The organism is Pseudorhodoferax sp. Leaf265 (genome assembly GCF_001422365.1).
Classification (GTDB): Bacteria; Pseudomonadota; Gammaproteobacteria; order Burkholderiales; family Burkholderiaceae_C; genus Pseudorhodoferax.
In genome coordinates this window covers 63,291-77,671 of sequence record NZ_LMMT01000014.1, presented here as the reverse complement: position 1 = coordinate 77,671, position 14,381 = coordinate 63,291, and the positions used below count along the sequence as shown (strand labels likewise).

Below are 14,381 nucleotides of genomic sequence, written 5' to 3'. Positions count from 1 at the left end.
CGGAAAGCCCGGTCTTCGCGCGTCGGCCGCCGACGGCACGGAACGTGCTCATCCCCGCAATGTGCACAATTTTTTATGAAAAGTGCACAAAGCCGGTGCGCCAGCGTGGTGCGCCTTGTTCCCCGTCTTCGCTGGAGTTCCGTATGGACCTGCTGCCCCACGTTCCCCGCCGGCACCTGCTGGCCGCCCTGGCCCTGTGCACCGCATTGGCGCCGATGGCACCTGCCGCGGCGCAGGACGCCGCCGCCTACCCCGACCGACCGGTCAAGATCGTCGTGCCGTTTCCGCCCGGCGGCGCGGCCGATGTGTATGCCCGCCTGGTCGGGCAGAAGCTCGGCGAAGCCTGGGGCGGCAAGCAGGCCGTGGTGATCGACAACCGCGCCGGCGCCGGCGGGGTGATCGGCACCGACGTGGCGGCCAAGGCGCCGGCCGACGGCAGCACCCTGCTGATGGTGACCATCGGCCATGCGGTCAATCCGTTCATGTACAGCAAGCTGCCCTACGACACGCGCGCCGATCTGGTGCCGGTGGGCGTGGTGGCCAAGGTACCGAGCGTGGTCGTGACCGGCCCGGCCCTCAAGGGCAAGAGCCTGCAGGACCTCCTCGCGCTGGCCAAGGCCCAGCCCGACGCCATGCAGTACGCCTCCTCGGGCGTGGGCACCACCAGCCACGTGGGCGCGGCACTGCTCGAATCCATGTCGGGCGCCCACATGCTGCACGTGCCGTACAAGGGCGCTGCGCCGGCACTGCAGGACGTGATGGCCGACCGCGTGGCGCTGTCGGTGGACATCATCACCTCCTCGCTGCCACTCGTGAAAAGCGGCAAGCTCAACGGCGTGGCGATCACGAGCGCCAAGCGCTCGCCGCAGTTGCCCGACGTGCCCACGGTGGCCGAGGCCGGCGTGCCGGGTTTCGAGTTCGTGTCCTGGTACATGCTGCTGGCGCCAGCGAAGACGCCCGCGCCCATCCTGGAGAAGCTCAACGCCGCGCTGCGCGCCATGGCCCAGGCGCCCGACTTCCGCGCCCGCATCGAAGGCACGGGCGGCGAGGTGGCCAGCATGACGCTCAAGGAGTCCAACGACTATCTCAACGCCGAGTTCACGCGCTGGGCCAAGGTGGTGAAGGAACGCAACATCAAGGCCGAGCCATGACCCCAATGCTTGCGCGCGACCTGCGTGGTTACGCCAACCAGCCACCGGCGATCGCCTGGCCCCAGCAGGCCCGCGTCGCGGTGTCCTTCGTGCTGAACTTCGAGGAGGGCGCGGAGTTCTCGGTCGCCGATGGCGATGCGCGCAACGAATCGGTCTACGAGGTGATCGACCCGCGCACGGGCTGGGACCCCTGCATCGACAGCCACTTCGAGTACGGCACGCGCGCGGCCTGGTGGCGCATCGCCGACACCTTCGCACGCTGGGACGCGCCCATGACGGTCAGCGCCTGCGGCCGCGCCGTGGAGCGCAGCCCCTGGCTCGCGCAGGACGCGGTGGCGCGCGGCCACGAACTCTCGGCCCACGGCTGGCGCTGGGAAAGCCACGCCGGCATGGCGCCCGAGCGCGAGGCGGCCGACATGGACGCCTGCATCCGCGCCTTCGAGGCCGCCTGCGGCCAACGCCCGCTGGGCTGGCACACGCGCTCGGCCTGCACGCCGGCCACGCGCGCACTGCTGGCCGAGCGCGGCTTCCTCTACGACAGCGACGCCTACAACGACGACCTGCCCTACTTCGTGCCCGTGGGCGGCCGGCGCCACCTGGTGCTGCCCTATGCCTTCGACACGAACGACATGCAGTTCCAGCACACCCAGCGCTTCGCCACGGCCGGCCAGTTCGCCGAGTACTGCTGCGACGCCTTCGACTGGCTGGCATGCGAAGGCGCGCACGCGCCGCGCATGCTGTCCATCGGCCTGCACCTGCGCATGATCGGCCGGCCCGCACGCATGAAGGCGCTGGAGATGATCCTGGCGCACCTGCGCGAGCGCGGCGGCGCCTGGATCGCCACGCGCGCGCAGATCGCGCGGCACTGGATCGCGCACGCGCCGGCGGCTTGAGGGGCTGCGCTACATTCGCTGGATGCACCCCCAGGAACAGGCCATCCACGCGACCTTGGCGCAGACCCTGCTGGCCGGCCGCCTGGCGCCGGGCACGCAGCTCATCGAGACCCGCCTCGCGCAGATCTTCGGCGTCTCGCGCGAGCGCGTGCGCAAGGTGTTGCACCGGCTCGGCCACGAGCGGCTGCTGGAACTGATCCCCAACCGCGGCTGCTTCGTCTCCAACCCCACGCTGGCGCAGGCGCGCGAGATCTACGAGGCGCGCCGCATCGTCGAGGGCGGTCTGGTCGGCCGGCTCGCAGGCCGGCTGTCGGCCGCGCAACTGGCCGCGCTGCAGGCCCATGGCGAGCGCGAACACGCCGCCCTGCACGCGCAGGACCGCGCACGCTCGATCCAGCTCAGCGGCGAATTCCACCTGTTGCTGGCCAGCTTTGCCGACAGCCCCTTCGTGCTGCGCGCGCTGCAGGAACTGGTCAGCCGCACGGCCATGCTGGTGGCCTTCTTCGAGCCGGCCGCCTCGTCCACCTGTGCCTGCGAGGAGCACGAGGACATCGTGCGCGCCCTCGCACAAGGCGATGGCGCACGCGCCATGAAGGCCATGCACGTGCACCTTTCGCTGATCGAGACACGGCTGCAGCCGCGCGCGCAGGCAGCCGTCGGTGCCGATGCGGACACCGAGATCGCGCGGGCCTGGGAAGCCGCGCAGCAGGTGGCGGCGTGAGCCTCCAGACGCTGCACCTGTCGATCAGCGGCCGTGTCCAGGGCGTGTCCTACCGCGCCAGCATGGCGGAGCAGGCCCGTCGCCTCGGCGTGCGCGGCTGGGTGCGCAACCGGCACGACGGCCGCGTCGAAGCCCTGGTGCAGGCTGCACCCGGCGCCTTGGAAGCGCTGCTGGCCTGGTGCCGGCGCGGCCCGCCGGCCGCGCGCGTGGACGCGGTGCAGGCCACGCCCGCCAGCGACGACGCCAGCCTGCCGCCCGGCTTCGAGACGCGCCCCAGCGCCTGACCTCAGGGCCGCAGCACACCCAGGAAGTGGTCCAGCATCTGGAAATGGTCGTCATGGAACTGCGGCTCCAGCTCCGCCAGCTGGGCGATCGGCACCCACTGCGCGTCGCGCGCATCGTCGCCGGCCTGCACGGCCGGTAGCGCGCGCTCGCCCAGGTCGAAGTAGTGCGCATGCGTGACCACGCGGCCGCGCTGGCTGCGGTCGGGCCGGTCGAACACCGCGACGGCCTTCAGGCACTGGCGCAGCGCGGGCTCCAGCATGGCCAGCCCGGTCTCCTCTTCCAGTTCGCGCACGGCCGACTGGTAGACCGTGTCGCGCTGCTCCAGGAAGCCGCCGGGCACGGCCAGCAGGCCCAGGCCCGGCGCCTGGCCGCGCCGGATCAGCAGCACGCGGCCCTGGCAGCGGATCACGGCATCCACCGTCACGAACACCGGCGGGTAGGGTGAGCCGGCCCATTCGGCACGGCCGCGCGCCAGCGCCTGCCATTCGGCCGTGAGCGCCGGCAGGTGCCCCAGGTCCAGCCAGTCGCGCAGGAATTCCTGCGTGTTGGCGTGCAGCAGCGGCGCCATGCGCAGCAGCGCGGCCTGGGCACCGCCGGGGCCGGCGCCGAGCAGGGCATCGCGCACGGTGCGTGCGTCGTAGGCGCCGAAGCCGGGCACGGCCCACAGCTTCCACTGAGGAAAGTCGCGCACCCAGGCGCTGCTGGCGTCCTTGAAATGCCCGGCCAGCAGCACGCGGCCACCTTCGGGCAGGCTTGCTGCCACCAGCGCGCGCACGCTGTCGGCCCAGCGCTGCTCGTCGTGGTGGTCGCGCAAGGGCTGCACGTCCACGCGCTCGCGCAACTCCTCGGGCAGGGCCTGGCGCAGCATCTCGGCGCGCTCCTGCCAGGTCCAGGGCTGGGCCGGCGTGCGCGCCTGGTGCGCCGAGCCCAGCAGCACCAGGCAGCGGCGTGCCTGGGCCAGGGCCTGCTGCAGCACGCTGCGGTGGCCCAGGTGGAAGGGCTGGAAGCGGCCGATGCAGACGGCAAGGTCGTGAACGGGAACGGGCATGGACGGACTCCGATGGGGCGGGCCAGCTGAAACGGGCCAGACGGGGACGGACCATTGTGCGCAATGCCCAGCGGGCGTCCAACACCCTCAGCGCTGGCGCGGAAGTCCTACAGGCGTGCCGGCAGGCCGACGGCGCGCGCGCGACGGCCCGCAGGCCGCGCCGTCCTACGCGGGGCGTCGCGCAGGGCCGACGCAGCGCACCTGGCGCCTGCCTAAGCTGGACTCAGCCGACGCTTCGCCGGCCTTTGCCTTCCATCCACCATCCAGGAGAGTACGCCATGAAAGCATCCACCACCCTGACTTCCCTCGTCGCCGCCGCTTCGCTGGTTGGCGCCATCGGCCTGGCCTATGCCCAGACCACTGGCGGCACCACCCAGACGCCGCAGCAGGCACAAATGGGCGCGGTCGACGGCACGCCGAACAACAACAGCAACATGAACAACGCAACGACGCAGACGCCGCAGACCATGCCGGCCCAGACCCAGGCCAGCCCCGACATGAACACGCAGCAGCCGCTGCCGCCGCAAGCCGACCGCAACTGAACGGCCAGGCCATGTCCACCGAGCGCCCCCCGCAACGTGACGACACGCTCGCCGGCTTGAAGTACGGCCTGCTGCTGGGGGGCGCGGTGCTGGCGCTGGCGCTGCCGCCGGCCGGCGTCCAGCAAGCCGCCGTTGCGGCGAGCGTGCCGACGACAGCCTCACCCGCCGTCGGCACCGCCAGCCCCGCGCCGCGCGCGATCCGCCGGGCGGACCTGGCTGGCCAGGAAGCCTCAGACGGGGTCCGCCGCGTGGCCGATTGGGTGCTCGATTCGGGCGACCACGAGGGCCTGTACTTTGTGGTTCTGGACAAGCGCAACGCCAAGGTCTTTCTGTTCCGCCCCGACGGCAGCCTGCTCGCGTCCACACCTGTGTTGCTGGGCTCCGCGCCCGGCGACCACACCGTGGCGGGCGTGGGCGACAAGCCCATCCACGCCGTGTTGCCCGAGGAACGCACCACGCCGGCCGGCCGCTTCGTCGCCCAGGCCGGCCGCAACACCACGCCCGAGGACGTGGTGTGGGTCGACTACGCGGCCGCGGTCTCCATGCACCGCGTGCGCGCCACCGACCCGCGCGAGCGCCGGCTCGAACGCCTGGCCTCGCCCAGCGTGGAGGACAACCGCATTTCCTATGGCTGCATCAACCTGCCCGTGGCCTTCTTCGAGAACGCGCTGTGGCCGGTGTTCCAGAACAGCCGCGGCATCGTCTATGTGCTGCCCGAGGAACTGCCTCTGCAGCAGGTCTTCGCCGGCTTGTACGATCCGGGCGAGCGCCAGGTCGCCTTCCGCTGATCGCCCCGCAGCGGCCACCGATCACCACGTCGCTGTAGGACAGCGGCTGCCCCGCTTGTGGGCCTGCTCCTACGCCGCTAGCATGCGGCGCGATGCGACATTTCCTGCTGCGCTGCAGCATTCTTTTCATCCTCGCCTGCACAGCGCATGCCGGGCCGGCCCGCTTCTCGACCGACGCACAGCAGCTGGCCGACCGGGTCCTGCACTCGGGCGACAACGCCGGGTTGCCCTACGCGCTGGTCGACAAGAAGGCCGCCATGCTTTATCTGTTCGGCGCCGACGGGCAGTTGCGCGCGGCCTCGCCGGCCCTGCTGGGCGCTGCACCCGGCGACCACGGCGCGCCCGACCTGAACCAGCGCGACCTGTCCACGCTGGCCTTGCACGAGCGCACGACGCCGGCCGGCCGCTATCTGGCCCAGCCCGGCCGCAACCTGCAGGGCGAGCCTGTGGTCTGGGTCGACTACGGTGCCGCGCTGGCCATCCACCGGCTGCGCCCCGGCCCGTCGGCCGAGCGCCGCGCCGAGCGTTTGCGCTCGGCGACGCCGGCCGACAACAAGATCTCGCTGGGCTGCGTGGTCGTGCCTGTGGCTTTCTACACCCAGCAAGTGGAGCCGCTGCTGGGCCAGGGGCGCAGTGTGGTTTACATCCTGCCGGAGACCATGGAGGCCAGCGCGGTCTTCGGCTGGCACGACTGACGCGGGGAAAAGGGCCTGCGCCATCCCGCCTACGCGCGATGGCGGCGCCACGGGCCGCTGGCAGAATGGCCCCGCCCCAGGGAGGAAGCATGGCCATTGAGGTGCTGATCGTCGAGGACGAGCCCGAGTTCATGCGGCGTTTCGCCGATGCCGTGCTCGGCGATGCCGGCCTGACCCTGCTCGGCGCCGTGTCCAACGGCCAGGCCGCCAAGGCCCTGCTGGACCGGCAGCGGCCCGACGTGCTGCTGGTGGACCTGGGCCTTCCGGACATCAGCGGCATCGAGGTCATCCAGCATGCCCAGCAGCGCCACCCCGACTGCGACGTGCTGGTCGTCACCATGTTCGGCGACGACGCCCATGTGGTGGGCGCCATCGAGGCCGGCGCGGCCGGCTACCTGCTCAAGGACGCCGCGCCCGAACGCATCGCGGCCGCGGTGCACGAGCTGCGCGGCGGCGGCGCGCCCATCAGTCCCAGCATCGCGCGGCGCATCCTGTCGCGGCTGCGCGGCGGGGCATCGGCAGGCACGCCCTCGCGGCCGGCGCCACTGGAGCAGGCCTCGCCGCTGACCGCGCGCGAGACCGAGTTGCTGCGCATGGTGGCCAAGGGCCTGTCCTTCGAAACCATTGGCGAGCTGCTGGAGATTTCGCCGCACACGGTGGTTGCCCACGTGAAGAAGATCTACCGCAAGCTCGCCGTGCACTCGCGCGGCGAAGCGGTCTATGAAGCTTCGCAGCTGGGCCTGCTGTAGCGCGCTGCTGCTGGCGGCCTGGCTGCTGACCGGCCTGGCGCAGGCGCAGACGCTGGAGCCGCTGCAGGCCGAGCTGCTGCGCAGCGACGCACCGCAGCCACCGGACCCGCGCGACGCGCGCTGGCAGACCGTGGCGCTGCCCGATGCGCAGCAGGCGCCGGCCGTCTGGTACCAGCTGGTCTTCACGCTGCCGGCCGCTGCCGCGGAGCAGTTGCAGCACGATGGCTGGATGCTGTACCTGCCCTATTTCTACGGCGGCGGCAGCGTGTGGCTCAACGGCCAGCTGGTCGGCGCCGTGCCCGAGACCACGGACCAGGTGCGCGTGCGCTGGCAACGCCCGCAGCTGCTGGCGCTGCCGCCAAGCCTGCTGCTGCCAGGCGCCAACCGGCTGCAGCTGCGCGTGGCGACCTCGCAGGCGCCAGCGGCCGCCATGCTGCCGCGGCTGGTGCTGGGCCCGCAGAGCCAGTTGCTGCCGCAATTCGACCTGCGGCTTTTCTTCGTGCGCACGGTGCCGGTCATCACGGTGGTCGTGTCCTCGATGGCCGGCGTGTTCGCGCTGTACATCTGGCTGCGCCGGCCACGGGAGACGCTCTACGCCATCGCCGGCCTGGTCGGCGTGGCCTGGGCGCTGCGCACCACCACCTTCGTGTTCGACGTGCTGCCGGCCTGGGCCTGGCCACTGTGGCGGCTGATGTACCACGCCAGCAATGGCGGCTTCATCGTGCTGCTCGTTCTGTTCGCGCTGCACCTGGCGCGCTGGCAACCCCGTTGGCTCGTGCGCGGGCTGGTCAGCTGGTGGGCGCTGGGTCCGCTGGTGTACCTGCTGGGCGGCGCCAGCACCGGGGCCGAGCAGTGGGTGGCGCGCTGGTGGGTGGCCGGGTTCATCCCGATCGGGGTGATGGGCGTGCTGGTGGCCGTGGTCGCGGCCTGGCGCCGGCCATCGGCAGAGCGCGCACTGATCGCGCTGGTCTTCGTGCTCACGCTGCTGTCCGGCGTGCACGACCACTTCATGGCCCAGCAATCGCCCTGGTTCAGCGCCCTGCTGCCGCGCTGGAGCGCGCACCGCTTCTTCCTGCTGCACTACGGCGCCAACCTGCTGCTGCTGACCATGGGCGGGCTCATCACGCTGCGCTACGTGCGCAACCTGCGGGCGCTGGAGGAATCGCACCGCACGTTGGAGGCCCGAGTGGCCGCACGCGAGAAGGAGATTGGCGCGAGCTATGCGCGCATCGCCGCATTGCAGCGCGAGCAGGCCGCCACCGACGAGCGCCAGCGCATCATGCAGGACCTGCACGACGGCCTGGGTGCGCAGCTGTTCACCTCGCTGCTGCGCGCCGAACGCGGCGCACTCGCGCCGCCGCAGGTGAGCGGCGTGCTGCGCGCGGCCATCGACGAGATGCGCGTGGCGTTGGACGCACTCGGTTCGGACGAGGGCGACTTCGCCGCCGCCTGGGCCGACTTCCGCTTCCGCTGGGATGCACGGCTGCGCGAGGCAGGCCTCGCGACCCACTGGCGTCAGGAGCTGCCCGAGCAGGCCCTGGCGCTCCCGCCGCACAGCACCTTGCAGGTGCTGCGCATCGCCCAGGAGGCGCTGACCAATGTGCTCAAGCATGCCCGCGCGCGCACCGTCGAGGTCACGCTGGCCTGGCGCGACGGACTGCTGCAGGTGGACCTGGCCGACGATGGCGTGGGCGTGCCGGCCAGCCCCGGCACCGGCCACGGCCTGCCCAACATGCAGGCCCGCGCGGCGCGGCTGGGGGGACGGCTGCTGCGCATGGAACGCGCGCAGGGCTGCTGCTGGCGGCTGGAGCTGCCCCTCGCGCAAACACGCGATGGCCTGCCGCACTGACGGCATTCCCGCCGCCGCCCCGCCTGCCTAGAGTCACGGCGTGTGCTGCCCGGTGGCGGCCGGAGACATGCCCATGCAGCCCTGTTCCCTGGCCCTGCCGCCAGCTCCCCATCCATGACCACGTGGTCCCTGGCCATGCCGGAAGGCCCGCTCGCCGCCGTTGGCTGGGCCTACCTGTTGTCCAACGCGCTGCGGGTGTTCACCTATGTCCCGCAGATCGTGACCGTGTGGCGCTGCGAGGACGGCGCGCGTTCGCTCTCGCTGCTGACCTGGTGGTCCTGGGTGGTCTCGAACGTCGCGACCACGGCCTACGGCCTGCTGGTGCTGCGCGACCTTCCCTTCCTGCTGATCGCGCTGCTCAACCTGAGCGGCTGCGGCACGGTGGCCATGATCGCCATGCACCGGCGCGCGCAATGGCGGCGCCGGGCCTGCGTCTGATCAGAGCTTGGAGAAGTCGGGCTTGCGCCGCTCCATGAACGCGCCGAAGGCCTCGCGCGCGGCCGGCTCGCCCAGCATGCGGCGGAACAGCGCACCCTCTTCGTCCATGCGCGCCAGCACGGCGTCGGCGCTCGTTTTCTTGAGCAGGCGCTTGGTCGCGATCAGGGAACTCAGCGGCTTGGCCGCCAGCTTGCGCGCCTGGGCCTGCGCCAACGCGTTCGCCTCCGATGGCGGCACGACGCGGTTGACCAGACCGACCTCGAGTGCCGCCTCGGCCATGAAGGGCTCGCCCAGCAGCAGGGCTTCGGCCGCACGGTGGTAGCCCATCATCTGCGGCACCAGCAAGCTGGAGGCCGCCTCGGGCACCAGGCCGAGGTTCACGAAGGGCATGGAGAAGGCTGCGTTGTCGCCGGCATAGACCAGGTCGCAGTGGAACAACATGGTCGTGCCCACGCCCACGGCCGGACCGCAGACCGCCGCCAGCAGCGGCTTGGAAAAACCCGCGATGCCGCGCAGGAAGCGGAACACGGGCGAAGCCTCGCCGCTCGGCGGTGCGTTCAGGAAGTCGCCGATGTCGTTGCCCGCGCTGAAGATGGTCTCGTGGCCTTGCAGCACCGCCACGCGCTGCGCGGGGTCGGCGTCGGCCGCGGCCAGGGCATCGGCCAGCGTCGCGTACATCGCGGCGGTGATGGAATTCTTCTTGTCGACGCGGTTGAAGGTGATGGTGGTGACGCCGGCTTCGGCGTGGACCAGGATGTCTTCGCTCATGGCTTATTCCTTGTAGTAGACGATCTGGTGGGAGGTGGCCAGCAATTCTCCGCCCTCGTTCCAGAGCTGCGCGGTCTGGTCGAAGAAGCCATTGCGAAAGGCCTGGGCCTGGGCCTGGCCGAAGAGGTAGCCCGTGCCCGTGCGCGCCAGCAGGGCAGCGTCGGCGTGGAAGTAGGTCGTGATCGACACGGTGCCGGCCGGCACGCGCGTGGCACGGCGCAGCCAGACACGCGGATAGAACACGTCGGCCAGCGAGGCCAGCGAGAGAAAGTCCAGCGGGCGGCCCGGCTCGTCGCGCACCCACAGCTGCGTGAGGCTGTGGTCGCCGCGGCCATCCCAGGTGCTGGGCACGATGCCGTGCACGGGCCGCATGTCATAGCGCTCGAGCCACTCCACGCCGAAGGGGGTGAGCCGCTCGGCCTCCTGCGGCGGCGGTGCGGCCGGCATGGGCTGGTCGTTCTGGCTCCAGGTGTCGCGCCGCACGGCGGTCACGGCCGTGGCCGTCAGCACGGTCTCCTCGGCGCCATCGGCACCGGGCTGGGTCATCGCCAGGGTCCAGTGCTGGGTCGAGCGGTTGGTGCGCACCGGCACGGCCGCGAGCCGGTACGGCCCCGCGCCGAGCGCGGCCGCGTAGTTGACCGTCAGCGCGATGGGTACGCCCAGCAGCTTCGGGTGCGACAGCACGCCGTTCAGCGCGCTGGCCGCCGTGATGCCGCCGAAAGGCCCGACCATGTTGGCCCAGGCCGGGTGCGCGGCGCCGCGGAAGGCGTTGTCGCCGTCGGGCTGCAGGGCCACGGCCTGGTCGAAGAAATGCTCGCTCATCGGTGTCAGACTCTTTCGAAGATGCCGGCAGCGCCTTGCCCCATGCCCACACACATGGTGACCATGCCGTACTTCAGATTCTTGCGCCGCAGCGCATGCACGACTGTCGCGGAGCGGATAGCGCCCGTGGCCCCCAGCGGATGGCCCAGCGCGATGGCCCCGCCCATGGGGTTGACCTTGGCCGGGTCCAGGCCCAGGGTGTTGATGACGGCCAGGGACTGCGCGGCGAAGGCTTCGTTGAGTTCGATCCAGTCGATGTCGCCGAGTTGCAGGCCGGCGTTGCGCAGCGCCGCCGGGATCGCCTCGATGGGGCCGATGCCCATCAGGTGCGGCGGCACGCCGCGGCTGGCGTAGCCGACGAAGCGCGCCAGCGGCGTGAGGCCGTACTGCTTCAAGGCGCGCTCGCTGACCAGGACCAGCGCGCCGGCACCGTCGGAGGTCTGCGAGCTGTTGCCGGCCGTGACCGAGCCGCGCGCGGCAAACACGGGGCGCAGCTTGGCCAGGCCCTCGAAGCTGGTGTCCGGGCGCGGGCCTTCGTCGAGCGACAGGGTCTTGCGCTTTTCGATGCTCGTGCCGTTCGCCAGATCGGCCGTGCGGTCCACCGCCTCGATCGGCGTGATCTCGTCCGCGAACTCGCCGGCCTGCTGGGCCTTCAGTGCGCGCTGATGCGACTCGACCGCGAAGGCGTCCTGCGCGGCGCGCGAGACCTTCCACTGCTGCGCGACCTTCTCGGCCGTGAGGCCCATGCCGTAGGCGATGCCGTAGTCGTCGAGCCTGTCGGTGTCGGCGAAGATGACGGGCGACAGCGAGGGCGAGTTGCCCATCATGGGCACCATGCTCATGCTCTCGGTGCCGGCCGCGACCATCACGTCGGCCTCGCCCACGCGGATGCGGTCGGCCGCCATTTGTACGGCCGACAGGCCGGAGGCGCAGAAGCGGTTGACGGTGATGCCGCCCACGCTGTGCGGCAGCCCGGCCAGCACCGCGCCGATGCGCGCGACATTGAGGCCTTGCTGCGCCTCGGGGATCGCACAACCGCAGATCACGTCTTCCACGGCCTTGGGATCGAGGCCGGGCACCTGGGCCATGGCGGCGCGCAGCACGGCGGCCAGCATCTCGTCGGGGCGCAGGTTGCGCAGCGTGCCGCGGTGCGAGCGGCCGATCGGGGTGCGCGTGGCGGCGACGATGTAGGCGTCTTGAACCTGTTTGCTCATGTTCTTCTCTCCTCAGTTGCGCAGCGGCTTGCCGGTGTTCAGCAGACCCAGGATGCGTTCCTGCGTCTTGGGGTGCACGATCAGCGCGCAGAAGGCCTGGCGCTCCAGCGCCATCAGGTAGTCCTCGTCGACCAGCGTGCCGGCATCGACATCGCCGCCCGTCACCACGCCGGCGATCAGTCCGGCGATGTGGAAGTCGTGCTGGCTGATGAAGCCGCCGTCACGCATGTTCACGAGCTGGCCCAGGATGGTGGCCCTGCCGTTGCGGCCAGCCACCGGGAACTGGCGCTTGAGCGGCGGGCGCCAGCCGGCGTTGGCCATGGCCCTGGCCTCGGCCAGCGCCACGTAGAGCAGCTCGTCCTTGTGCGGCACGACGATGTCGGACTCCAGCAGGTAGCCCAGCTTGCGGCTCTCCAGCGCGCTGGTGCCGACCTTGGCCATGGCCGCCGCCGTGAAGCCCTCGGTGACGAACTTGAGCAGGTCCTTGTCGGTGGACGTGGCCGCGTTCTCGGCTGCGCGGCGGGCGATGTAGGTCAGGCCGCCGGCGCCCGGCACCAGGCCCACACCGACCTCGACGAGACCGATGTAGCTCTCCATGGCCACCACGCGGCGCGCGCTGTGGATGGCCAGCTCGCAGCCCCCGCCGAGTGCCAGGCCGCGGATGGCCGAAACCACGGGCACGCTGGCGTAACGCAGGCGCAGCATGGTCTGCTGCAGGAAGCCTTCGGCGTCCTCGATCGCGGCCACGCCCACGGCCATGAAGGCCGGCAGCATGGACTGCAGGTCGGCACCGGCCGAGAACGGCTCGTCGCCGGACCAGACCACCAGGCCCTGGTAATCCTGCTCGGCCAGCTCGACGGCGCGCGTGAGGCCCTCGGCCACCTCGGGGCTGATGGCGTGCATCTTGGTCTTGATGCTCGCGATCAGCACCTCGTGGTCCAGCGTCCACAGGCGGACCGAAGCATCCTCGTGCACGGTCGTTCCGGCTTGGGCGAAGCCCGGTTTACCGTCACCGAGCACGCCCTCGGGGAACAGCTGGCGCGCGTGCACGGGCAGGCGGCGCGGCGGCTCGAAGCGGCCCGTCGTCGGGTTGAACGAGCCTTCGGGCGTGTGCACGCCACCGGCCTGCGCGACCGGGCCTTCGAACACCCACTGGGGCAGCGGCGCCTTGGACAGCGCCTTGCCGGCGTCGATGTCTTCCTGCACCCAGCGCGCCACCTGCAGCCAGCCGGCTTCCTGCCAGAGTTCGAACGGGCCCTGGCGCATGCCGAAGCCCCAGCGCATCGCGAAGTCCACATCGCGCGCGGTCTCGGCGATAGAGGCCAGGTGCACGGCCGCGTAGTGGAAGCTGTTGCGCAGGATGGCCCACAGGAAGCGGCCCTCGGCGCCCTCGGCTTCGCGCAGCAGCTTCAGGCGCTGCGCGGCAGGCTTCTTCAACATGCGTTCGTAGACCGCATCGGCCTTCTGGCCAGCCGGCACGTAGTCGCGGCTTTCCAGCTCGAAGCGCAGCACGTCGCGGCCGACCTTCTTGTAGAAGCCCGCCTTGGTCTTCTGGCCCAGGTTGCCCAGTTCCAGCAAGGCCTTGAGCGCGGGCGGCGTGGCGAAGCTCGTGTAGAAGGGGTCGGTCTCGGCCGTGAGCGTGTCCTGCAGCGTCTTGATCACATGGGCCATGGTGTCCAGGCCCACGACATCGGCCGTGCGGAAGGTGCCCGAGGAGGCGCGGCCCAGCTTCTTGCCCGTGAGGTCGTCCACCACGTCGTAGGTCAGGCCGTGGTTCTCGACTTCCTTGATCGTGCCCAGCATGCCGGCCACGCCGATGCGGTTGGCGATGAAGTTGGGCGTGTCCTTGGCCCGCACCACGCCCTTGCCCAGCGCGCTCGTGACGAAGGTCTCCAGGTCGTCGAGCACCTGCGCGTCGGTGGCCGGCGTGGGGATCAGCTCCACCAGATGCATGTAGCGCGGCGGGTTGAAGAAGTGGATGCCGCAAAAGCGCGGCGCCACGGCGGCCGGCAGGGCTTCGCCCATCTTCGTGATCGACAGGCCCGAGGTGTTGGACGCGACGATGCTGTGCGCGGCCAGGTGCGGCGCGATCCTGGCGTACAGGTCCAGCTTCCAGTCCATGCGCTCGGCAATGGCCTCGATCACGAGGTCGCAGCCGGCCAGCAGGCCGAGGTGCTCCTCGTAGTTGGCCGGCTGGATCAGCGTGGCCTCGTCGGCCACGCCGAGCGGCGACGGCTTGAGCTTCTTGAGGCCCTCGATGGCCTTGAGCGCGATGCCGTTCTTCGGGCCTTCCTTGGCGGGCAGGTCGAACAGCACGACGGGAACGCGCACGTTGACGAGGTGCGCCGCGATCTGCGCGCCCATGACGCCGGCGCCGAGCACGGCGACCTTCTTGATTCTGAATTTCGACATGTTCTT

At 71.0% G+C, this 14,381-nt stretch carries 15 protein-coding genes; 10 read left to right on the top strand and 5 right to left on the bottom strand.

Features of this window, described 5'->3' with window-relative positions; genetic code table 11:
* Positions 1–143 precede the first annotated feature (143 nt).
* The 4 genes from ASF45_RS15230 to ASF45_RS15215 are packed head-to-tail and all read left to right on the top strand — an operon-like array spanning position 144 to position 3,049.
* Entirely contained in the window at positions 144–1,151 is a 1,008-nt protein-coding gene (locus ASF45_RS15230) for a tripartite tricarboxylate transporter substrate binding protein (protein WP_056663936.1), read from the top strand.
* Positions 1,148–2,044 (top strand): polysaccharide deacetylase family protein, encoded by an 897-nt coding sequence (locus tag ASF45_RS15225; protein WP_056663933.1) that lies wholly within the window; start codon positions 1,148–1,150, stop codon positions 2,042–2,044. Before ASF45_RS15230 ends, ASF45_RS15225 begins: the two co-directional genes overlap by 4 nt.
* 22 nt (positions 2,045–2,066) lie before the next feature.
* A complete protein-coding gene (locus ASF45_RS15220; RefSeq protein ID WP_056663930.1) occupies positions 2,067–2,765 on the top strand; it encodes a GntR family transcriptional regulator in 699 nt (232 codons plus the stop codon).
* Positions 2,762–3,049, top strand: coding sequence for an acylphosphatase (locus ASF45_RS15215; protein ID WP_056663927.1), 288 nt, complete (start codon positions 2,762–2,764; stop codon positions 3,047–3,049). The genes ASF45_RS15220 and ASF45_RS15215 overlap by 4 nt, the downstream gene beginning before the upstream one ends.
* 2 nt (positions 3,050–3,051) lie before the next feature.
* Here ASF45_RS15215 and ASF45_RS15210 read toward each other — a convergent pair whose 3' ends face one another.
* Positions 3,052–4,098: an NUDIX domain-containing protein gene (locus tag ASF45_RS15210; RefSeq protein WP_056663924.1), complete on the bottom strand. Its 1,047-nt coding sequence runs from the start codon at positions 4,096–4,098 to the stop codon at positions 3,052–3,054.
* A gap of 278 nt (positions 4,099–4,376) precedes the next feature.
* On the opposite strand from ASF45_RS15210, the gene ASF45_RS15205 reads away from it, so the two are divergent.
* The 6 genes from ASF45_RS15205 (at position 4,377) to ASF45_RS15180 (ending at position 9,159) form a co-directional block, all read left to right on the top strand.
* Entirely contained in the window at positions 4,377–4,640 is a 264-nt protein-coding gene (locus ASF45_RS15205; RefSeq protein ID WP_056663921.1) for a hypothetical protein, read from the top strand.
* 11 nt (positions 4,641–4,651) lie between these two features.
* The gene (locus tag ASF45_RS15200; protein WP_200932164.1) at positions 4,652–5,428 is read left to right on the top strand and encodes a hypothetical protein; all 777 of its coding nucleotides are present in this window, start codon (positions 4,652–4,654) and stop codon (positions 5,426–5,428) included.
* 92 nt (positions 5,429–5,520) lie between these two features.
* On the top strand, positions 5,521–6,123 hold the full coding sequence (locus ASF45_RS15195; RefSeq protein WP_056663918.1) for a hypothetical protein: 603 nt from the start codon (positions 5,521–5,523) through the stop codon (positions 6,121–6,123).
* 89 nt (positions 6,124–6,212) lie between these two features.
* The gene (locus ASF45_RS15190; RefSeq protein WP_056663915.1) at positions 6,213–6,872 is read left to right on the top strand and encodes a response regulator transcription factor; all 660 of its coding nucleotides are present in this window, start codon (positions 6,213–6,215) and stop codon (positions 6,870–6,872) included.
* The gene (locus tag ASF45_RS15185; protein ID WP_056663914.1) at positions 6,844–8,721 is read left to right on the top strand and encodes an ATP-binding protein; all 1,878 of its coding nucleotides are present in this window, start codon (positions 6,844–6,846) and stop codon (positions 8,719–8,721) included. The genes ASF45_RS15190 and ASF45_RS15185 overlap by 29 nt, the downstream gene beginning before the upstream one ends.
* A gap of 114 nt (positions 8,722–8,835) precedes the next feature.
* Positions 8,836–9,159, top strand: a complete 324-nt coding sequence (locus tag ASF45_RS15180; RefSeq protein ID WP_056663911.1) for a hypothetical protein — start codon at positions 8,836–8,838, stop codon at positions 9,157–9,159.
* Here the strand turns inward: ASF45_RS15180 and ASF45_RS15175 are convergent, their stop codons facing one another.
* Genes ASF45_RS15175 through ASF45_RS15160 form a run of 4 tightly spaced genes read right to left on the bottom strand, consistent with a single transcriptional unit; the run spans position 9,160 to position 14,375 of the window.
* The gene (locus ASF45_RS15175) at positions 9,160–9,927 is read right to left on the bottom strand and encodes an enoyl-CoA hydratase (RefSeq protein WP_056663908.1); all 768 of its coding nucleotides are present in this window, start codon (positions 9,925–9,927) and stop codon (positions 9,160–9,162) included. It abuts the gene before it with no gap.
* Between the two features lie 3 nt (positions 9,928–9,930).
* Entirely contained in the window at positions 9,931–10,749 is an 819-nt protein-coding gene (locus ASF45_RS15170) for an acyl-CoA thioesterase II (RefSeq protein ID WP_063887690.1), read from the bottom strand.
* A gap of 5 nt (positions 10,750–10,754) precedes the next feature.
* Positions 10,755–11,963, bottom strand: coding sequence for an acetyl-CoA C-acyltransferase (locus ASF45_RS15165; RefSeq protein ID WP_056663906.1), 1,209 nt, complete (start codon positions 11,961–11,963; stop codon positions 10,755–10,757).
* Positions 11,964–11,975: 12 nt separating this feature from the next.
* A complete protein-coding gene (locus tag ASF45_RS15160) occupies positions 11,976–14,375 on the bottom strand; it encodes a 3-hydroxyacyl-CoA dehydrogenase/enoyl-CoA hydratase family protein (protein ID WP_056663902.1) in 2,400 nt (799 codons plus the stop codon).
* Positions 14,376–14,381: the final 6 nt, after the last annotated feature.